The sequence below is a fragment of the Hyphomonas atlantica corrig. genome (assembly GCF_017795365.1).
GTDB classification, from domain to species: domain Bacteria; phylum Pseudomonadota; class Alphaproteobacteria; order Caulobacterales; family Hyphomonadaceae; genus Hyphomonas; species Hyphomonas atlantica.
In genome coordinates this window covers 225,232-242,890 of the sequence record NZ_CP051254.1, presented here as the reverse complement: position 1 = coordinate 242,890, position 17,659 = coordinate 225,232, and the positions used below count along the sequence as shown (strand labels likewise).

Annotated in this window: 20 protein-coding genes and 1 tRNA gene; 12 read left to right on the top strand and 9 right to left on the bottom strand. The window is 58.5% G+C overall.

The window, feature by feature from the left end:
- Nucleotide 1: 1 nt before the first annotated feature.
- The 3 genes from map to HF931_RS01140 form a co-directional block, all read right to left on the bottom strand.
- A complete protein-coding gene (gene map, locus HF931_RS01150; protein ID WP_273241542.1) occupies nt 2-823 on the bottom strand; it encodes a type I methionyl aminopeptidase in 822 nt (273 codons plus the stop codon).
- Nucleotides 824-910: 87 nt separating this feature from the next.
- On the bottom strand, nt 911-1,147 hold the full coding sequence (locus HF931_RS01145; protein ID WP_035550702.1) for a hypothetical protein: 237 nt from the start codon (nt 1,145-1,147) through the stop codon (nt 911-913).
- A 20-nt stretch (nt 1,148-1,167) separates the two neighbouring features.
- A complete protein-coding gene (locus HF931_RS01140; protein ID WP_035550704.1) occupies nt 1,168-1,605 on the bottom strand; it encodes an OsmC family protein in 438 nt (145 codons plus the stop codon).
- Between the two features lie 101 nt (nt 1,606-1,706).
- On the opposite strand from HF931_RS01140, the gene HF931_RS01135 reads away from it, so the two are divergent.
- From HF931_RS01135 to HF931_RS01120, 4 genes are all read left to right on the top strand, one after another.
- The gene (locus tag HF931_RS01135; RefSeq protein WP_273241541.1) at nt 1,707-2,480 is read left to right on the top strand and encodes a competence/damage-inducible protein A; all 774 of its coding nucleotides are present in this window, start codon (nt 1,707-1,709) and stop codon (nt 2,478-2,480) included.
- Nucleotides 2,477-2,962 (top strand): hypothetical protein, encoded by a 486-nt coding sequence (locus HF931_RS01130; RefSeq protein WP_273241540.1) that lies wholly within the window; start codon nt 2,477-2,479, stop codon nt 2,960-2,962. The genes HF931_RS01135 and HF931_RS01130 overlap by 4 nt, the downstream gene beginning before the upstream one ends.
- A gap of 85 nt (nt 2,963-3,047) precedes the next feature.
- On the top strand, nt 3,048-3,830 hold the full coding sequence (locus tag HF931_RS01125) for an enoyl-CoA hydratase (protein ID WP_273241539.1): 783 nt from the start codon (nt 3,048-3,050) through the stop codon (nt 3,828-3,830).
- A gap of 5 nt (nt 3,831-3,835) precedes the next feature.
- Nucleotides 3,836-5,047 (top strand): acetyl-CoA C-acetyltransferase, encoded by a 1,212-nt coding sequence (locus HF931_RS01120; protein WP_273241538.1) that lies wholly within the window; start codon nt 3,836-3,838, stop codon nt 5,045-5,047.
- Here HF931_RS01120 and HF931_RS01115 read toward each other — a convergent pair.
- Nucleotides 5,044-5,499, bottom strand: coding sequence for a hypothetical protein (locus HF931_RS01115; protein WP_273241537.1), 456 nt, complete (start codon nt 5,497-5,499; stop codon nt 5,044-5,046). The two genes, HF931_RS01120 and HF931_RS01115, sit on opposite strands and share 4 nt — an antisense overlap.
- 83 nt (nt 5,500-5,582) lie before the next feature.
- Between HF931_RS01115 and HF931_RS01110 the strand changes: the two genes are divergently transcribed.
- Together HF931_RS01110 and HF931_RS01105 are read left to right on the top strand one after the other, a co-directional pair.
- Nucleotides 5,583-5,669: transfer RNA gene (locus HF931_RS01110), tRNA-Leu, on the top strand.
- A 293-nt stretch (nt 5,670-5,962) separates the two neighbouring features.
- On the top strand, nt 5,963-6,499 hold the full coding sequence (locus HF931_RS01105; protein ID WP_273241536.1) for an MlaC/ttg2D family ABC transporter substrate-binding protein: 537 nt from the start codon (nt 5,963-5,965) through the stop codon (nt 6,497-6,499).
- Here HF931_RS01105 and HF931_RS01100 read toward each other — a convergent pair whose 3' ends face one another.
- From HF931_RS01100 to HF931_RS01090, 3 genes are all read right to left on the bottom strand, one after another.
- The gene (locus HF931_RS01100; RefSeq protein ID WP_273241535.1) at nt 6,500-8,314 is read right to left on the bottom strand and encodes a cation:proton antiporter domain-containing protein; all 1,815 of its coding nucleotides are present in this window, start codon (nt 8,312-8,314) and stop codon (nt 6,500-6,502) included.
- A 167-nt stretch (nt 8,315-8,481) separates the two neighbouring features.
- Nucleotides 8,482-9,156, bottom strand: coding sequence for a TorF family putative porin (locus tag HF931_RS01095; RefSeq protein WP_035550715.1), 675 nt, complete (start codon nt 9,154-9,156; stop codon nt 8,482-8,484).
- Between the two features lie 175 nt (nt 9,157-9,331).
- The gene (locus tag HF931_RS01090; protein WP_273241534.1) at nt 9,332-10,147 is read right to left on the bottom strand and encodes an SDR family NAD(P)-dependent oxidoreductase; all 816 of its coding nucleotides are present in this window, start codon (nt 10,145-10,147) and stop codon (nt 9,332-9,334) included.
- 145 nt (nt 10,148-10,292) lie between these two features.
- Between HF931_RS01090 and HF931_RS01085 the strand changes: the two genes are divergently transcribed.
- Together HF931_RS01085 and HF931_RS01080 are read left to right on the top strand one after the other, a co-directional pair.
- Nucleotides 10,293-11,234, top strand: a complete 942-nt coding sequence (locus HF931_RS01085) for a hypothetical protein (protein WP_273014717.1) — start codon at nt 10,293-10,295, stop codon at nt 11,232-11,234.
- A 15-nt stretch (nt 11,235-11,249) separates the two neighbouring features.
- The gene (locus tag HF931_RS01080; RefSeq protein ID WP_035550724.1) at nt 11,250-11,699 is read left to right on the top strand and encodes an ion channel; all 450 of its coding nucleotides are present in this window, start codon (nt 11,250-11,252) and stop codon (nt 11,697-11,699) included.
- On the opposite strand, the gene HF931_RS01075 is transcribed toward HF931_RS01080, so the two are convergent.
- Entirely contained in the window at nt 11,696-12,673 is a 978-nt protein-coding gene (locus tag HF931_RS01075) for a hypothetical protein (protein WP_273241532.1), read from the bottom strand. The genes HF931_RS01080 and HF931_RS01075 overlap by 4 nt on opposite strands.
- A gap of 141 nt (nt 12,674-12,814) precedes the next feature.
- Between HF931_RS01075 and HF931_RS01070 the strand changes: the two genes are divergently transcribed.
- The 4 genes from HF931_RS01070 to HF931_RS01055 all read left to right on the top strand — a co-directional run bounded on the left by HF931_RS01070 (nt 12,815) and on the right by HF931_RS01055 (nt 16,925).
- Nucleotides 12,815-14,818 carry an acetyl-CoA carboxylase biotin carboxylase subunit gene (locus tag HF931_RS01070; RefSeq protein WP_273241531.1) on the top strand — a complete coding sequence of 668 codons (2,004 nt, stop codon included), beginning with the start codon at nt 12,815-12,817 and terminating at the stop codon, nt 14,816-14,818.
- A 168-nt stretch (nt 14,819-14,986) separates the two neighbouring features.
- Entirely contained in the window at nt 14,987-15,433 is a 447-nt protein-coding gene (locus HF931_RS01065) for a DUF805 domain-containing protein (RefSeq protein ID WP_035550727.1), read from the top strand.
- Nucleotides 15,434-15,579: 146 nt separating this feature from the next.
- On the top strand, nt 15,580-16,101 hold the full coding sequence (locus HF931_RS01060) for a DUF805 domain-containing protein (protein ID WP_273241530.1): 522 nt from the start codon (nt 15,580-15,582) through the stop codon (nt 16,099-16,101).
- Between the two features lie 23 nt (nt 16,102-16,124).
- Nucleotides 16,125-16,925, top strand: a complete 801-nt coding sequence (locus HF931_RS01055) for a hypothetical protein (protein ID WP_273241529.1) — start codon at nt 16,125-16,127, stop codon at nt 16,923-16,925.
- On the opposite strand, the gene lipB is transcribed toward HF931_RS01055, so the two are convergent.
- Nucleotides 16,898-17,596 carry a lipoyl(octanoyl) transferase LipB gene (gene lipB / locus HF931_RS01050; protein ID WP_420537724.1) on the bottom strand — a complete coding sequence of 233 codons (699 nt, stop codon included), beginning with the start codon at nt 17,594-17,596 and terminating at the stop codon, nt 16,898-16,900. The genes HF931_RS01055 and lipB overlap by 28 nt on opposite strands.
- Nucleotides 17,597-17,659: the final 63 nt, after the last annotated feature.

Here is a 17,659-nt window from a genome sequence, read left to right as displayed (position 1 = left end):
CCTAGAGCTCGACCTTATGGGGCTGGTGCCAGCCTTTCGGCGAAGACGTGAAGATCTCCACGCCGCCTTCGGTGACGCCAACGGAGTGCTCGTACTGTGCCGACAGCTGCCGATCACGCGTTACAGCGGTCCATCCATCGGGCAGGATCGCGGCGTCCTTGCGACCGAGGTTGAGCATTGGCTCTACGGTAAAGAACATGCCTGGCTTCAGTTCGGGGCCGGTATTGTAGGCGGACGAGTGAACCACATTCGGCTCATCATGGAACAGGCGGCCGAGGCCGTGGCCACAGAAGTCTTCGACGACTGACATCCGGTTCAACCGGGCAACTTCGGAAATCGCGCCACCGATGTCGCCAAAGCGTTTGCCGGGGCGAATCTGGGCCAGTCCTGCCATCAGCGCATCATAGGTAACGTCCATGAGGCGCTCTGCCTTGCGCTTGACCTTTCCAACGCCATACATGCGGGAATGGTCGCCGTGCCAGCCATTCAGGATCAGCGTTACATCGATGTTTGCGATGTCGCCTTCCTTGAGCGGTTTGGCGTTCGGGATGCCGTGACAGATCACGTGATTCAGCGAGATACAGCTGGCATGGCGGTACCCACGATAGCCAATCGTCGCTGAGGTCGCGCCATGATCCATCACGAACTCGCGCACCAGATTGTCGAGATGTTCGGTTGTGACACCCGGCTTTACCTCTGGCACCAGCATGTCGAGACATTCGGCGACCAGACGGCCGGCCTTGCGCATGCCGTCGAAGCCTTCAGCATCATGGATGCGAATTTCGCCCGTGCGCATCGGCAGCAGGAGGTTGGTGTCGGTCATCAAAGCGAGCCTTTCGGGGGCGTTTGTGCGGTCTATTTGCCCCTAAATAGCAATTTGGCTCCGACAATTCTACCGCCGTGCCTGCAATCATGTACCCGAGGTGTCTTCGCGCTTTTCGGCTGAGGCTTCGGCTGATTCCGCCGCCCGTTTGAGCTGGTCGCGTCGCGTTTCGTCGAAGCGCTCCGGTTCCTGGTAGATTTCCCGGGTACTTTCCTCACTGATCGACTCGGCTGTGCGCGATTTCAGTCGACCACGGCTGACACCCCAGACAAGGGCTATCAGTAGAAGCAGGGCACCAATTCCATAAAGAATTTCCGGTTCCATTGGGCGACTCCCTTTCAAACTTACTGAAGCTGCGTGCCGAGGGTGATCTCGATGGCGCCCAGTGCCACAGACATCGGACAGCCAGTCTTGGCCTTGTTGGCCAGGGCATCGAAGGTCTCGGGCTCAATGTCGTCGACGACAGCGTTTAATGTGAGGGCGCTGCGTGTGATCTGAAAGCCGCCGCCTTCCTTGGGTTCTACGGTGACGATGCATTTCGTGTCGAGATCTGTCGCCGGCGTGCCATTTTCTGCGAGCAAATGTGACAACTGCATCGTGAAGCAGCCTGCGTGAGCGGCAGCGAGCAATTCTTCCGGATTGGTCCCGGACTCGCCGGACTCATCCTCGAAGCGGGCTTCGAAAGAGTAAGCCGTATCAGAGAGCGTGCCGCTCTGCGTGGTGAGAGAGCCTGTGCCTTCTTTCAGGTTTCCGGACCAATGGGCGGTAGCGTGGCGTTTCATGATCTGTCCTCGTGAACAATTGGGTGTCGCCAATTGCAATGCGCACCTTGGCGTTACGTTCCGACTTGGCGGGCAGCTCGGATGGTGCCATCTTTTTCGGTATGACCGATACATCACCCACGGCCGCTGTTCTCTTGATTGGGGACGAACTGCTCTCAGGCCGCACACGCGACATCAATCTTCAACAGATCGCCGGATATCTCGCACCTCTTGGAATTCCTGTCCGGGAAACCCGCATCGTCCCCGATGTAGAGGAAGAGATCGTCGAGGCAGTGAACGCCTTGCGCAATAAATACACCTACGTGTTCACAACCGGCGGTATCGGGCCGACCCATGACGACATTACGGCAGATGCGATTGCCAAGGCTTTCAATGTCGAGATCTCGGAGCATCCGGAAGTAACCGCCATGCTGGCCGAGCGCTACGCCCAGATGGGCACCGAGTACACACCGGCGCGCCGCCGCATGGCGCGGGTTCCGCATGGCGCATCCATTGTTGCCAATCCTGTCTCTGGTGCGCCGGGCTTCCAGACAGGTAATGTGTTCACGCTTGCGGGTGTGCCATCTGTTGCGCGTGCCATGCTGGAGGATATCGGCCCGCGCCTGAAAACGGGGGCCGTAATCCACAAGGTCACGATCCGGGGCAGGGGGTTGCGCGAAGGCGACATCGCAGAACCGCTTGGCGTGATGGCGCAGGAGATGGGTGATGTCGCGCTAGGCTCCTACCCCTGGTTTCGGGGCATTGGGGATAATGGCGTTCATCTGGTTGCCAGCACCACGAATGAGGCGCTGATTCCCTTGATTACGGAAAAGCTTGAGGCAATCATCTCCGCAACCGGTGTTCAGCCGGAACGCGTGGAGGACGCGAACGCATGAGTTTTCTGGCCCGTACTTCGAGTATCTGGATAAGCTTTGTTCTCATGCTGGTGATTGGTGTGGGCTTTGGTCTTTGCCGGCCGGTGGTGGGCGGTGCGTTCCTGGATATGACCTCTGACCCGGAAATGGCCCGGACGATCATTGCCACGATGAATGATGCGCAGCGGACAGCTCATGCGTGGGTGACGGTGCTGCTCGATACGGCGTATCCGCTGGCCTATGGGGGATTTCTTGGCGGGTTGGCGCTTCGGTTCTTCGGGTCATTTGGCAAATATGCGGCTTTGCCTGCGGTGGGCGTTGTCGTCGTCGATTTGACAGAAAACATGGTTCAGGTGTTGGCGTTGGCCAACTGGGTCGATGCGTTGGACGCCAAGGCCTGGCTGACACCCCTGAAATTCGGCCTGTTCTTTCTGGCGGCCGGGATTGCCGCACTTGCTCTGGTGATCGGCGTTATCAATCTGTTCCGGAAACGCGGCGCCTGAGGTTGCGCCCCGCCGCCGCTACGTCAGGCATGGTCCTCCGTCTCTGTCCTCGCTAAGAGAAGCGCAGAGGAAATTGGAGGATCCCATGGCGGAAGACATCGTAAAGGTCGAGTTGGACGGCCCTGTGGCGCTCGTGACGCTGAACCGGCCAGACGCACTCAATGCGCTGAACCGCGCCTTGCGCGCCGAGATCGTCAGCGTGTTTAATGAGCTGAAAGAAAACCAGGACGTTCGCGCGGTGGTGCTGACCGGGGCTGGGCGTGCCTTTACCGCCGGGATCGATCTGAAGGAAGCCGGGCAGACCGGGTTTGCCCTTGGCGCAGATGAAGACTCCAAATCCATCGACATGGCGCGCGCACTGGCCGACTATCCTTGGCCAATCATTGGCGCGATCAATGGCTTCGCGATCACGGGCGGGTTTGAGCTCGCCTTAATGTGTGATGTGTTGCTGGCGTCAGAGCACGCGAAATTCGCCGATACGCATGCGCGCGTGGGCATCGTGCCGGGATGGGGGCTGTCGCAGAAGCTGTCCCGCCTGATTGGTATCAGCCGTGCCAAGGAATTGTCATTCACCGGTAATTTCCTTGATGCGCATACGGCGGAGCGCTGGGGTCTTGTCAATCGCGTCTACGAAGCAGACGAACTCGTGCCGGCGGCGATGAAGCTGGCGCACGATATGTGCGGTTCGCAGCCAGACCTGCTGAAACAGTACAAGGCGCTGATTGATGACGGCTATGGCATGAACTTCGCCGCCGCGCTGAAGGAAGAGGTCAAGCGTTCCATCGCCCATTCGGAATCCGTCACGGCAGACGCCGTGGAAGAGGCCCGCAAACAGGTTACCGCGCGCGGCCGCGACCAGCAGGGATAAATATCATGAGAGATGTTGTAATCTGTGAACCAGTTCGCACGGCCGTTGGCGGTTTTGGAGGGGCATTCAAAACGGTTCACGCGCACGAGATGGCGGCTCATATTGTCAGTGAGCTGATGGCGAGGACCAAGCTACCGGCTGAAGCCGTGGAAGATTGCATCTTTGCGCAATGCTACCCGACGATGGAAGCTCCGGCCTTTGGGCGCATGATTGCGCTGGATGCCGGGCTGACGACATCCACCGGTGGCTATCAGATTGACCGTCGGTGTGGATCTGGCCTGCAGGCGGTCATCAATGCGGTCATGCAGGTGGCGACGGGCGCAAATGATGTGATCATCGCGGGCGGCGCAGAGAGTATGTCGAACGCGCCCTTCTTCTCGATCGATATGCGCTGGAACATCAAGGGCGATGGCTTGATGCTGCATGATGGCCTGTCACGCGGGCGATATACGGCGGGCGGCAAGCATCACCCGGTGCCGGGCGGCATGATCGAGACGGCGGAAAACCTGCGCCGCGACTATCAGATCAGCCGCGAGGCACAGGACCAGTTCGCCTACAATTCCCACATGAAGGCGGCAGTGGCCCAGAAGGCCGGAAAGTTCTCAGAAGAAATCATTCCGTACACCGTGAAAGGTCGCAAGGCGGACACGGTGGTGGACAGTGACGAACATATCCGTGCGGACTCCTCGTTGGAGAAGCTCTCCACATTACGCGCGATCCGGGGCAGGGTGGATGATCAGTCTACGGTGACGGCAGGCAACGCATCGGGCCAGAATGATGGCGCGGCTGCGTGCATCGTTTGTACGCGAGAAGCCGCCGAGAAGTACGGCCTGAAACCGCTCGGGCGCCTCGTTTCATGGTCAGTGGCAGGTGTAGGCCCCGACGTCATGGGCATTGGTCCTGTTCCGTCGACCCAGAAGGCGTTGAAAACGGCAGGTCTTGAGCTGAAGGACATTGACGTTATCGAGCTGAACGAGGCCTTCGCGGCGCAGGTGCTGGCCTGTACCAAGGCGCTGGAATTCTCCGATGATGACATGGACCGGCTCAATGTGAACGGTTCGGGCATCTCGCTCGGCCATCCGGTTGGCGCGACGGGCGTACGCATCCTGACCACGATGCTGCGGGAAATGGAGCGCCGCGAGGCTCGATACGGCCTGGAGACCATGTGCATTGGAGGTGGGCAGGGGCTCGCCGCCGTGTTTGAACGGGTGGATTAGAACGCTTCTTCGATCGGTGATCTGGTTCTGAGCGCGATGGACACCGCGATGATGAAGAAGGCGAGGCTGACCACAAAGAGTGCCGCAGCGGACATATGGACCAACGCCATCGTTTGAGCGGTGCTGTCCACTTCACGCGTTTCCATAATCATCTGTTGTCGAAGCACATGCGTGACAGTCCGCGTAGCTTGTTCCATGAGCGCTGTGCCAAGGTGCAGAAAGCCGAGTACGCTGGCCGCTGTTGAGGGGCGGACTTGCAGAATGAGCATATGCACGAGGCCATAGGCTACAAAAACCAATCCCGACAGGAGGCCTTGTGGCAAGGTCGAAGCGAGAGTGGCAGTTCTGGCGAAGTCGTCCATGTTGAGTGAGATGAGGAACGGTAAGACCGCGCCGGAAAGTGCAACGACGCCTGCAGATATGAACCAGGATGTAGGAAGGCTGTGTCTCAATTTTTCCAGTCCAATTTTCCGCACCTTTCAGACATGAATAGTAGCATCCACCGTAAAATGCCGTTATGTCCAGCATCGGCCACGCGGGCGTGGCGAAATTGGTATACGCAAGGGACTTAAAATCCCTCGGCCGCAAGGCCTTGCCGGTTCGAGCCCGGCCGCCCGCACCACAGTACTTGCTCCCTTCAATTATTGAGGCCGCGATAGCGCCGGTGTTTCCCGTTTCTGGTACACGATTTGCATGTTTCTCCCCTGAGAGGAGAATATCATGTACCCTGCCACACTGTCCTGCCGACGCCCGAATCTTCAGCTTTTACGGCTGTCCGGCACCTGCCTGACGCCGCTGAAATCGGCCGGTTCATGCCAAAAGCGCATAGAGCCTATCTCGGGTTTCGGGGAACAAAAGGTCAATCCCAATCATATCTAGAGGGCAACACGACGAGATTTCACAAGGAATTGCCCCATGTTTCGCGCCTTTATCGCTTCCACCGCCCTTGGCCTGATGGCCTTGCCTGCCCTTGCTGGCCCTGAGGCCGAAGCCGTCATCGAGGGCGCTGCGCAGAGCATCGCCGACCCCCACAAGGGCCGGGAGACGCTCCGCCAGTCAATGGATTTGAATACAGTTGCGAACTTTACGCTCGGCAAGTACGCGCGCCGCGTCTCGGATGAGGATCGTGCCCGCTTTGCCGAAGCGTTCGAGACCTATTTGCTGGAGAGCTTTGAAGACCAGCGTGAGAAATTTGAAGACGCCAAGATCACCGTGATCGGTTCAAAAGACCGCTCGCCGACAGATTCTGTCGTGGAAACGCGCGTTGAGCGTTCCGGTGAAGAAGCTCAGACCGTGCGCTGGCGCGTTATTGAGAAGAATGGTGAATGGCGCGTGGTCGACGTTGAGGTGCTTGGCCTCTGGCTCGCCATTGAGCAGCGTGCGCAGATTGCGGCGATCATGGACAAGCCTCGCGCAACCATCGATGACGCGATCAAGGCCCTCGATTCCTGATCAGGCGGCTTCGTCCACGGTTTCTTCTTCCAACTCGTCGGTACGATCCTGGCGATCTGATGCGTCGCCAATCGTGAACAGGTCCGCCTCGCGGCTCAGCCAGTCGGCAAGTTCATCATCCGGCACGCCCAGAATGCGCAGCATGTCCGCAACCATCTCTATGCCTTTCGGTTCACTGGCAACGAGGTGGGCGCGGACATTGAGTTCCAGATAATTGTCCAGATCCTGTAGTGTCTCTACCGCGACAAGGCGGATGAGATCCGGGAACCTGCGTTGAATGCCGGGCGTCACTTCTTTCGAAACTTCAAATCGGGCTTTCCCGAGCACAACTGCGCGGGCATTGCTGCCACCAATAGCGTCCATCAGTTTCATGTTGGACGCGTCTCCGAACGAAACATTGTAGCCGTCCGCAACGGCGGACAGGAACCGGTCCGGGTCGCCATCTGTCGCGATATAAGGAATCTTGAAGTCCGCGAGCGCGTCTACGGCGAGGCGGCCCGCTGCTGTCATGCCAATGACGATCACCGGGCGCTCCCCAGCGGGTTCGCTGGACGTTTCCATTGTAACCTGTTTGCGCCGGGCGAGTTCGCGAGACAGCTTGCCACCCAGAATGGCCCAGCTTGGGGCCAGTGCCAGCGACAGGGCAATGGCTGCGATGAGGCTGCCCATCAGGGCAGGGGGCATATTGGTGGTAACGGCCGAAATCGACAGGATAACCAGCGTGAACTCCGAGCCCTGTGCCAGCAGTGTTCCGAGCTGGGTGGCGCCCGGAACGCTCCACCCATTGACGCGCGCCGCAATATAGCCGAGCGCCGACTTCACGATCAGGATACCGAACGCGCCAACCACCACCAATGGCAAGTTTCTCAACAGGCCCGGCAGGTCAATCGACAAGCCGACGCTGATGAAGAAGAAGGACAGGAGCAGTCCCCGAAACGGCCCCATCTCGGTTTGAACCTGATGCCGGAATGGCGTGCCAGAGACCGCGAGACCAGCCAGGAATGCGCCAAGCGTCAAAGACAGACCAATGACCGCTGTCGCGCAGGCAGCTGCCAGAACCAGCAACAGCGTGAAGGCCGTAAAGGCTTCTTCATTGCGTGTTGCTGCCAGCGTACGGAACACCGGATTGAGCAGGTTTCTGGAGAACAGCATGGCCGCTCCAAAGGCGATCAAGGCCTGAATGAAGGCAAGACCGAGCGATGCGAAGAGCGGTACGGCACCCCCATTCAGCACATAATCAGACACAACTCCGGCAAGACCGGCTGCACCTGCTTCCCCCTCACCGAGGGATGTGGCGAAGATCATCAGGAAGATCGCGACAATATCCTGGAAAATCAGGACATGCGTGGCCGTTCGTCCGATAGGACAGGAGTTTTGTTCCCGCTCTGTCAGAATGCGCGCGACGACGGCGGTGGAAGACAGGCCGAGGCTGAGGCCAACGGCGATGGCAATGGGCCATGAGATACCAAGCATGTAAAGCGCGCCGGAACTGATCAGGCCGGTCAGCAATAGATGCGCGGGAGCGAGCCCCAGAAGGTCGCCGCGGCTTTCCTTCAGTTCCCTGAGCGAGACGTGCATGCCGATATCGAACAACAGGAACACCACGCCAAGTTCGGCCAGAAGGTGAGTGCCGCCACTTTCATGGATAAGATCGAGCATGCCCGGCCCAATCAGGATGCCAGCAAGCAGGTATCCCACAATGGGGCTGAGATTGAGTGCGCGGGAAACGAGCGCTGCCGCTGCCCCGAAGCCCAGCAAGGTGATCGCGGGGACGAGAGCGCCGACGGCGTCTGCAGAACTCAATTCAGCGGCCATTGGCAAGCTCTTCCAATATGTTGTGAAATTCGATGATACCCCCAACGTAAGGGAAGTCGCCCAAAAATAAAGGCCGCCAGTTCCCTGGGGAACCAGCGGCCTTCACCAGGCCCAGCACGAAGGAGGGCAAGTCTCGCGCAGGGCTTGAGAAGAAAGTTACTGAACCTCTAGAGGCTTTTCGCGAGGGTCAGGACCACGCGCTCGTCGGCGATGCCCGTGTCATCGATGTCAGTATCCCAGTAGCGCACATCAATATCGATGCCGACTGGCGTCGAGTAGGTGCCGCCCAGCGACCAGTTGGTGTAGTCGCCGCCACCATCGAAAGAGTAGTTACCCACCGAGACGTCCGCCGAGAAAACGTCTGTGAAGGCATACCCTGCGGAACCTTCGATGTAGATGTTTTCATTGTCCGGGTCCCAATAGACCGCGCCGCCGACTTCCACGCCACCTTCAAATGCATACCCCAATGCAGCTTGAAGTTCGACGAAGTCCAAGTCTTCATCTTCCGAGTCCGGATAGGAGTAGTAGATGACGCCCAGATCCCAGGACACGCCATTGGAAAACTCGCTGGCCACGCCCGCATAGAAATCCAGTTCGACGTTGGTGTCGGAGCCGTCTTCAAAATCGACGTTCGACGCCCAAGTGCCCGCGTAGAAAATGCCGTTCGCGTAATCGAAGCCACCAGAGATGGCCATGTCCTCATTGGACTGAGAGACGCCACGCCAGACATAATCCGTGCTAAGAGCGACGTTGCCGGACCATTCTCCCTCCGCCGCTGCAGTGCCAGCTACTGCCAACATTGCCGCAACGGCGACCCCTGCGCGTAAAAGCTGTTGTTTCATGTTATTTATTCCCCGTTCTTGAATCGCGCTGTGACCAGCGCCGAAGACAGGATGACGCGCCTTGAACGGGGATCGGAAACAAAAATATGGAGGTTGCGGACCGGGAAACGGATCGCCAGCTTTTTAGGCACGCAGGCACAGGAATGCCTCAGAAACGTGCTGGTGCGCCTTCGAATTAACGCGCCGTCAATGGCGCGTAACCGAGATGGGTTCCCGCATCCACAAGCAAGGTTTCCCCGGTGACGTGGCGTGAAGCATCGGACAGGAAGAACAGCGCAGAATCGGCAATATCGTCGGGTCCGCTGGCGGCATTCAGGGGTGTCGCTGCGGCAACAGAGGCTTCCATTCGCTGGTATTGTTGCTCATCCATCTTGTCCTTGAACCAACGAGTGCCGATGAAACCCGGACAGATGGCATTAACCCGAATCTGCGGGGCGAGCGCGCGCGCCAGTGACAATGTCATCGTGTTCAGCGCCCCTTTTGTGGCCGCATACGCAACCGACGACCCGATGCCCGTGACGCCTGCAATGGAGGATGTGTTCAGCACTGTGGCGGCTCTGCCAGTCTGGCGATGGCTTTCAACAAGCAGTGGTTTGCAGGCTTGCATCATAAGGAATGGCCCGGCCACGTTGACCGCATAGAGGTGCAGAAAGTCATCCTTTGTCAGCGCATCAAGATCGGCATGGTCGCGCGCATGTTTTGTTGTACCGGCATTGTTGACGAGAATGTCGAGACGGCCCGCTTGCGTGGCTGCGTCGGCCAGCTTGCGACAGCCCTCCTCAGTTGAAACGTCTGCCTGGACCAGTCTCGACTGGGAGCCGAGTGCCTGACAGTCTGCTGCGGTCGCTTCACCATCTTCGACCGACCTGGCGCAATTGATGATGACGTCTGCGCCGCGTTCCGCCAGCTTCAGGGCGATGGATCGCCCAAGTCCAGTTGCCGAACCCGTGACAATGGCTTTGCGTCCTGCGAGGTCCTTTTGAGCTGTCATTGCGATATCTCCCTTGAGTTTGTCGTGTCTATCCACAGAAACTAAGGGCCCACCTATAATAGTGGCAACAGGTTTCACGGATTTGGGCAAGAAAGCGGAAACCCATTCCCGCTAGGGGTTCAGACGGGAACGGAGTCTTCACATAATGTCGCTTTCCGCGAGCCGGATTATTCAGCGCTTTCAGGGGAACGCTCAGCGCGCCCGGGCCGATGCACGCCAGATCGCGATGGAGATGTGCTCCCGCGCCCCAAAGAACGACATCGAGGCTGCGTCACTCCTGGATTTCAATGCGCGTATGGTGGGGGCCGACCCGGATTGGGATTTGCGGTTTAGCCGTATCATGGCCGATTACGTGCTGACACGAAATGCGGCTGACGGGGCGCTGACACAGGCCAATCTGGACTGGTTATCCGGCCGGGCGATTCCGAGAGGCATATTCCAGCATCGAAATCTGCTGGGTCTGTGGACGCGCCTGCTCGCCAAGGCGACGATCGTGCCGCCGGGCTTCGCATACACACTGTGCGAGAGCGTTTGTACGCATATGGTGAGGGAAGGCGGCGCGCGCGCAGATACGGTAAAATGGCTGCGCCAGGTTTTGGCGCTTCGCGCAACAGAGGCTGAGCCCTGGGTTTCGCGCGAAGAAGCGATGCTGCTCATGCGCACCGCCGAGGAATTGTCCACTTGCGACAATGATGCGTCGTGGAGCGATCTCTATGCGCGCGCCTTCGGGAACTATCTTGTCGTTCAGGCACATCCCAACCCGGCAAATGAACCCAATTCGCTAAGTCGGAAATTCTGGCTGAATCCAGAAGAGCCGCATCCCGGCAAATATGTCGGATGCATTGCAGCCGGTCTCGACAAGGGCCAATGGTTTGCCCGAATGAGCAAGCGGCCTGAAGCAGCACGCAAGGCTCGTGAAGTGGCTGGGCAGGCTGCAGACAAGCTGGCGGCCAAATCCGACAAATCATCCCTGTGGAGCCGAATTTCGTCCGGCCCTCAATCAAGCAGCGCTGCAGAGGCACTGGTTGACTTCCTCAACCGGGAAGCGCCAGGCTTGATGGAAGGATTGGTTATCGCGGCCCGCTGACGGGAGGCCATCGACATGCTCTTGTTGAATCTGATTGTCGCAGGTGTGCTCGTATCGATCTGCTTTGCGGTTCACTTCGCAGGTCTTGTCGGTCTTTCTGCGCTTATCCGCAAAAGGGGTGATACGCATGTAAACCTGTCGACAGTGGCAGGGCAGGGCGTCGCCATCTTCTTTATCCTCATCAGCCTGTTCGCGCTGCACTCAATAGAAATCTGGATTTTCACCTTCGCCTATCTGGCCCTCGACATTTTCCCCGATGTCGAAACTGCGGTCTATTATTCGACCACCACATTCACCACGGTGGGCTATGGTGATGTCGTGGTCGACAAAGGCTGGAGGATGTTGGGGGCAGCAGAATCTGTCATCGGCTTTCTGCTTCTGGGCTGGTCCACGGCGTTCCTTGTTTCAGTGTCGGCGCGCGTGCGCAGCTTTGAGGCGCGGATCGAACAGCTGGATGACGACTAGTCGGACTGTGTTTCCGGTCGCATCAGGAACCGCGCTCCGGCCACTGCCAGCCCAACCAGAACCAGTCCGCCCAGAACCAGAGTTTCTGGTTGCGCGCCGAGATACTCGAAATATTGCGTATAGCCATGGATCGTCAGGAAGACGATCGATGTGATGGACAGGAAGCTGTTGCGGCGGGTCTTGAAGATGACAATCGCCAGTGCAGCGACCCAACCAAGCGTAAAGACGTAGTCCGGGATCGACATGGCCGCTTCGCGCCATTCAGAACGCTCGGACCAACGGTCAGGTGCGAACCAGTGTTCACCCACCCGGTCGCCCCAGAGTGAGCCGACCCAGAATGCAAAGTTTACCATGAACATCGCTGTCCGTGCGGCGATGGTCGTCATATTGCGCCAGGCGTCTCCCAGCCGTTCACGCGCGTGATAGAGCCCCGCCGACAGGAGGCTGAAGACAATGATAGTGATCGTCGGTTCTTCGACAAACAATGCATAGCTCGCGTGCCAATAGCCCGTGCCCGAACCGAGGATTGCGCCGAGCGACAGCACTGCGAACGCGGCCAGCAGGGCGGATTGAAACCATATGGCTGACGCCGTCATCACGACGGCAATAAGGACCGTCGGCATCGTTCCATCATCGACTTCCCGGAATTCCCAACCGATCCAGCCTGCAACGCCCAGCGTCCCCATCAGGGTGAGAGCGCTGCCAAGTGTTTTCAGGGAGTTACCAGTGGCGCTACGGCGCAGGAATTCCGCTCCGCCCAGCGCAAGCAGGGCCAGAAACAGGCCGGTCCCAGCGTTCGGAACGAGTGCAATCGTGCCACCGGCAACAGAGATGGCCCCGAAAATAAGGAGAATGTTGACCAGCAAGCCTGTTTTCGGCTCCGGCAGCGCGAAGCCCTTCAGCCGTGCGGCTTCGGCGTCGTCGATCTGGCCGTTTTTCATCAAGGCGTCGAGGTCCAGTGTAATCCGGGACATGGGTTTTATCTCCACAAAGTGAGCGCTTACTAACATATCTGCGTCAACCTGACAACCGACTTCACCTATGGGAATTGTGGACATCACCGTGCGAGCGGCTTAGTGCAGTCGCTGAAAGACTTTGCAATGGATCGAGGCAGCATGTTCAAAAAGATTCTGATCGCCAACCGTGGGGAAATTGCAGTTCGGGTCATCAAGACCTGCAGACGGCTCGGCGTGCAGACGGTTGTCGTCTATTCTGATGCCGACGCTGACTCCATGGCCGTCGAAATGGCAGACGAGGCGATCCATATCGGTCCGTCACCTGCCGCAGAATCCTACCTCGTTGCCGACAAGATCATCGACGCCGTGCGCCAGACCGGCGCCGAAGCCATCCATCCGGGCTTTGGCTTCCTGTCCGAGAACCCGGCCTTCGCCAAACGCCTGGAAGAAGAGAAGATCGGCTGGATCGGCCCGAATGCCTACGCAATCGAGGCAATGGGCGACAAGATCAGCTCGAAGAAACTTGCTGCTGACGCTGGCGTGTCGACCGTTCCGGGACATATGGGCCTGATCGAGGATACCGCCGAGGCCGTCAAAATTTCCAAGGAAATTGGCTACCCGGTGATGATCAAGGCGTCCGCCGGTGGTGGTGGCAAAGGCATTCGTGTGGCTGCCAACGACAAGGAAGTCGAAGAAGGGTTCCCGGCTGTTAAGGCCGAAGCGAAGTCTTCATTTGGCGATGACCGCGTCTTCATCGAGAAGTTCATCCTAGAGCCGCGCCACATCGAAATTCAGGTGCTCGGCGACAAGCACGGCAACTGCATCTACTTGAATGAGCGTGAATGCTCGATCCAGCGCCGTAACCAGAAGGTTATCGAAGAGGCGCCTTCGCCGCTGCTGGACCCTGAAACCCGCAAGAAAATGGGTGAGCAAGCCGTCGCGCTGGCGAAGGCTGTGAACTATGACAGCGCCGGTACGGTGGAGTTCGTCGCATCTGGCGCGGACAAGGGGTTCTATTTCCTCGAAATGAACACCCGTCTTCAGGTGGAGCACCCGGTTACCGAGCTGATCACGGGCGTTGACCTTGTCGAACAGATGCTGCGCGTGGCCTATGGTGAGACGCTGAAGCTCAAACAGTCCGATATCAAGATCAATGGCTGGGCCGTGGAAAGCCGCGTCTATGCCGAAGACCCTTATCGCAACTTCCTGCCATCCATTGGCCGTCTGAAGCGCTTCCATGCGCCGGAAGAGGGTGAATTGGCTGGCGGGATAGTCCGCATGGATTCCGGTGTCCGCGAAGGCGACGAAATCTCCATGTTCTACGACCCGATGATCGCCAAGCTGATCACGCACGGCAAGGATCGCGATCAGGCGCTGGACGTGCACGGCGAGGCGCTCGACCGGTTCCACATTGAAGGCATTCAGGACAACATGCCCTTTATTGCGGCCGTGATCGACGAAAAGCGGTTCCGTTCCGGCAAGATCACGACGGCCTACATCAAGGACGAGTTCCCGGAAGGCTTTGACGGCGTTGAGCCAACTGAAACGCAGGTGACCCAGCTGATCTGCGCGGCGGCGTACGTGCATGGTTTCATGACGCGCCGGGCCTCTGATACAAGTGGCCGCATCGCGCCTCAAGCGGAAGCGCGCCGAGAATGGGTCGTTATCCTGGGTGACAAGCATTATCCGGTGACGCTGGATCTTGGCGATGTGGGCGAAGCGGAGATCACCATTGATGGCGGCAAAACGCACACGCTGGTGACGCCTTGGCATCCAGGTCAGCACCTTGTTGAGGGTCTGTTGGATGGTGAGCCGTTTGCGGTGAAGTTTGCAGACCGCACTGAGGGCTATCTCTTCCGTCATCGCGGCGTGGCGCTTCGCGCGTTGGTCTGCACACCAAAAGTCGCTGATTTGCATTCCCGCCTGCCGGAGAAGGAAAAGCCGGACACATCCAAGCTGATCATGTCTCCGATGCCGGGCCTCGTCGTGTCGATCGATGTCGAGATCGGCCAGGAGGTCCAGGAAGGCGAGGCGGTTTGCGTGGTCGAAGCGATGAAGATGCAGAATATCATCCGCGCCGAAGCCAATGGTACCGTGAAAGCCATCAATGTCGGCGCTGGCGACAGCGTTGCAGCCGACGAGATCATGGTCGAATTCGACTAGGTTGAAAACGCCCATCTGGCGAACTTATTAACCCTGCCCTAACCAAATTGGCGCGGATATCTCGCCAGTGGGGCAGGGGAAACGTTTACGAGTCTTTCCTTGACCTGACCGCTGGCGCGAAGAAAATGCGCCAGTCTTTCGCAGTGGAAGCAAATCAAGGGGGCCGAAATGGTCAGTTTTCCAGACGCAGTAAAAATGTTCTTCAGTCGCTATGTGGATTTTCAGGGTCGTTCACAGCGCTCTGAATACTGGTGGGTTGCTCTGTTCAATGTGATCGTGTTCGGCGTTCTTGCCGTGCTCGCGTTCGGGCTTGGCGGCAATTTCGAAACCGGTGAGATGAATCCGTTGGGCATGATCTTCTTTGCAGTTATGGGGCTTTATGCGCTCGCAATCATCATTCCGAGCATTGCTCTGTTCATTCGTCGCCTGCACGACATCAATCAGACGGGCTGGATTTATCTCGGCCTCGTGATTGCCGGCTTTATTCCGTTCATCAACTTCCTGGCCTCGATCGCCCAGATCGTGATCGCCTGCATCCCAGGCACGGTTGGCCCGAACAAGTACGGGCCGGACCCGAAAAATCCGACGGCTGGCGCGGCTGACACATTCGTCTAGTCGACCGGAACAATCCAATTTCCAGAAGAGCCGGGCAGTTGTCCGGCTCTTTTTTGTTGCATGTATTTATCGTTTATTGATAAGGACGCGAGACGCTGAACGCTGCCAGTGTGCGTGTTTCGCCCGATAAAGGAGACTGAACCCATATGGACATGAGATATGTCCTCTTGTCGTCAAAAGGCCGAATTGGCTCGCGCACCTTCCTGCGCGGCTTGTCGGTCATCACGGCTGCCTTCATTCTGGTGCAGATCGCCAACACGTTCATATCGCCAATGTTCGGCATTCTCTTCTATCCGATGGTCTATGTATATGTGTGCCTGTTTTCGAAGCGCCTGCATGATGCCGGGCATTCGGGCTGGTTCTATCTGTTGTTCCTGATTGGATATGCGGTTGTCACCAGCATTGTCAGCGCCTTGTTGATGCCCGTCCTGTCGCCGGAAGCGTTCGCATTGTATGCGGAGTTCGGAAACGATCTTGCCGCTGCGATGGAAGCCCTGACTGAAAACATTCAGGAATTCGAGCGTTTGACCGCATTGACGTCGCTGGCCAGTTTCCTGCTGACAACGGCCTTGCTCGGTTTTATCGCCGCGCGCCTGCCGACCGATACCGGCCCCAACAAGTACGGACCGCCCACGTCGGGCACACCGATGACTCCCCCCACTTCCTGACCCCCGCAAGGAACCGACCGGACATGACCCATCATACGACAACGCCCATAGATCCGCATCGGCCCTGGATTCGGGACGAGCGCGATGACCCGTCCCGGATGAACTGGGTGCAGACCTTGTTCAATCCGTTTGGCATGACGGGCAAACTGCACTTCAGCCGCGCCTGGACATTCATGTTCATGGGGCGACTGCTGCTATTCATCGTGCCGGTTTTCGGCGTGTCCATTGCGACGATGGCGGGCGCGGACCTCAGCTCAGCCTGGCAACCGATCAAATCGATCGGGGTGCCGCTGCCAGCGCTTTTGGTGCCCTTCTTCTTTTTCACGATTGTCACTGAGTTCACATCCTGGGTGGCTCATGTGCGTCGTTTTGCGGAAGCGAACCGGTCGACTCTGAAGGCGGCGATCGTATTGATTCCGCTGACGCTCGGCCTGATCGGATTCGCGCTCGGGGTTATGGGTGGCGTGTCTCAGTACGAGGCCCAACAGGGACAGTCTGCACAGGCGCCGGTCGAAACCGTCACGGATGAAACGGCTGATGGTACGGCCGCTGACGCCGCACCGACAGAAGCAGCCGAACAGGCCCCGGCGCAGAACCGCGGCCGCAGAGGTCCACCGCCAACGCCAGCGGAGATGGCCCTTGGCGCGGGTATGGGCCTCGCCATGCCGCTGTGGGCCTTGTCATCCTTCTTCGTCATGCTGTGGACGCTGCTTCATGTGGCACGCCTGCCGAATGGCGGCGTTGGCGGGTTTCGCACAGGAAGCGACCTGACGCAGGAAGAGCAGCGGCTGAAATCCTACGAGATGGCCGCAAGCGGTTCCTGAACCCGAACAAGGCGGCTTTCGAACACGGTTTCAAACGCTGCTTTCAGCGCGGCGTCCACGTCTTCCATTGTCGCGAGAATACCAAGGTCGACGAGGCTGGTGACGCCATAGCGCGGGTCTGCGATGCCGCAAGGCGTGATACCAGAGAAGTGCTCCAGATCAGGCTCCACGTTCAGGGATATACCGTGGAAGCTGACCCACTTTTTCAGGCGCACGCCAATGGCTGCGATCTTGTCTTCGCGCAAGGGTCCACCCGCTTGTGTCCGGTCGACCCAGACCCCGACCCGTCCGTCGCGCGTACCGGCTTCGACATTGAAAGCGCTGAGCGCCGCGACAATCCAGGTTTCAAGATTCTGCACGAATGCGCGCACATCCCGGCCACGCTGGGCGACATCCAGCATCATATAGGCGACGCGCTGTCCGGGGCCGTGATAGGTGTACTCACCACCGCGGCCGGCATCGAACACGGGGAAGCGGGACGGGTCACGCAGGTCGTCCACCTTGGCTGACGTACCAGATGTGTAGAGCGGGGGGTGTTCCAGGAACCAGACCAGTTCCGGTGCGCCTTCCTCACGGATGGCGCGGGCGCGGGCCTCCATGAACCGGACTGCGGCTTCGTAGGGAACCTGCCGTTCGGAAACGGCCCATTCGGTGTCGGGAAATTTCTGCATCACCGCGCGCATATAGGCGACATTCGGGGCTTCACAAAGGGCTGGTGTCGCCTTATACGGCCC

Bases quoted from the DNA above. Each gene is read 5' to 3' on its own strand.
- map (WP_273241542.1), bottom strand. From the start codon at position 823: ATGACCGACACCAACCTCCTGCTGCCGATGCGCACGGGCGAAATTCGC.
- HF931_RS01145 (WP_035550702.1), bottom strand. From the start codon at position 1,147: ATGGAACCGGAAATTCTTTATGGAATTGGTGCCCTGCTTCTACTGATA.
- HF931_RS01140 (WP_035550704.1), bottom strand. From the start codon at position 1,605: ATGAAACGCCACGCTACCGCCCATTGGTCCGGAAACCTGAAAGAAGGC.
- HF931_RS01135 (WP_273241541.1), top strand. From the start codon at position 1,707: ATGACCGATACATCACCCACGGCCGCTGTTCTCTTGATTGGGGACGAA.
- HF931_RS01130 (WP_273241540.1), top strand. From the start codon at position 2,477: ATGAGTTTTCTGGCCCGTACTTCGAGTATCTGGATAAGCTTTGTTCTC.
- HF931_RS01125 (WP_273241539.1), top strand. From the start codon at position 3,048: ATGGCGGAAGACATCGTAAAGGTCGAGTTGGACGGCCCTGTGGCGCTC.
- HF931_RS01120 (WP_273241538.1), top strand. From the start codon at position 3,836: ATGAGAGATGTTGTAATCTGTGAACCAGTTCGCACGGCCGTTGGCGGT.
- HF931_RS01105 (WP_273241536.1), top strand. From the start codon at position 5,963: ATGTTTCGCGCCTTTATCGCTTCCACCGCCCTTGGCCTGATGGCCTTG.
- HF931_RS01100 (WP_273241535.1), bottom strand. From the start codon at position 8,314: ATGGCCGCTGAATTGAGTTCTGCAGACGCCGTCGGCGCTCTCGTCCCC.
- HF931_RS01095 (WP_035550715.1), bottom strand. From the start codon at position 9,156: ATGAAACAACAGCTTTTACGCGCAGGGGTCGCCGTTGCGGCAATGTTG.
- HF931_RS01090 (WP_273241534.1), bottom strand. From the start codon at position 10,147: ATGACAGCTCAAAAGGACCTCGCAGGACGCAAAGCCATTGTCACGGGT.
- HF931_RS01085 (WP_273014717.1), top strand. From the start codon at position 10,293: ATGTCGCTTTCCGCGAGCCGGATTATTCAGCGCTTTCAGGGGAACGCT.
- HF931_RS01080 (WP_035550724.1), top strand. From the start codon at position 11,250: ATGCTCTTGTTGAATCTGATTGTCGCAGGTGTGCTCGTATCGATCTGC.
- HF931_RS01075 (WP_273241532.1), bottom strand. From the start codon at position 12,673: ATGTCCCGGATTACACTGGACCTCGACGCCTTGATGAAAAACGGCCAG.
- HF931_RS01070 (WP_273241531.1), top strand. From the start codon at position 12,815: ATGTTCAAAAAGATTCTGATCGCCAACCGTGGGGAAATTGCAGTTCGG.
- HF931_RS01065 (WP_035550727.1), top strand. From the start codon at position 14,987: ATGGTCAGTTTTCCAGACGCAGTAAAAATGTTCTTCAGTCGCTATGTG.
- HF931_RS01060 (WP_273241530.1), top strand. From the start codon at position 15,580: ATGGACATGAGATATGTCCTCTTGTCGTCAAAAGGCCGAATTGGCTCG.
- HF931_RS01055 (WP_273241529.1), top strand. From the start codon at position 16,125: ATGACCCATCATACGACAACGCCCATAGATCCGCATCGGCCCTGGATT.
- lipB (WP_420537724.1), bottom strand. From the start codon at position 17,596: ATGCAGAAATTTCCCGACACCGAATGGGCCGTTTCCGAACGGCAGGTT.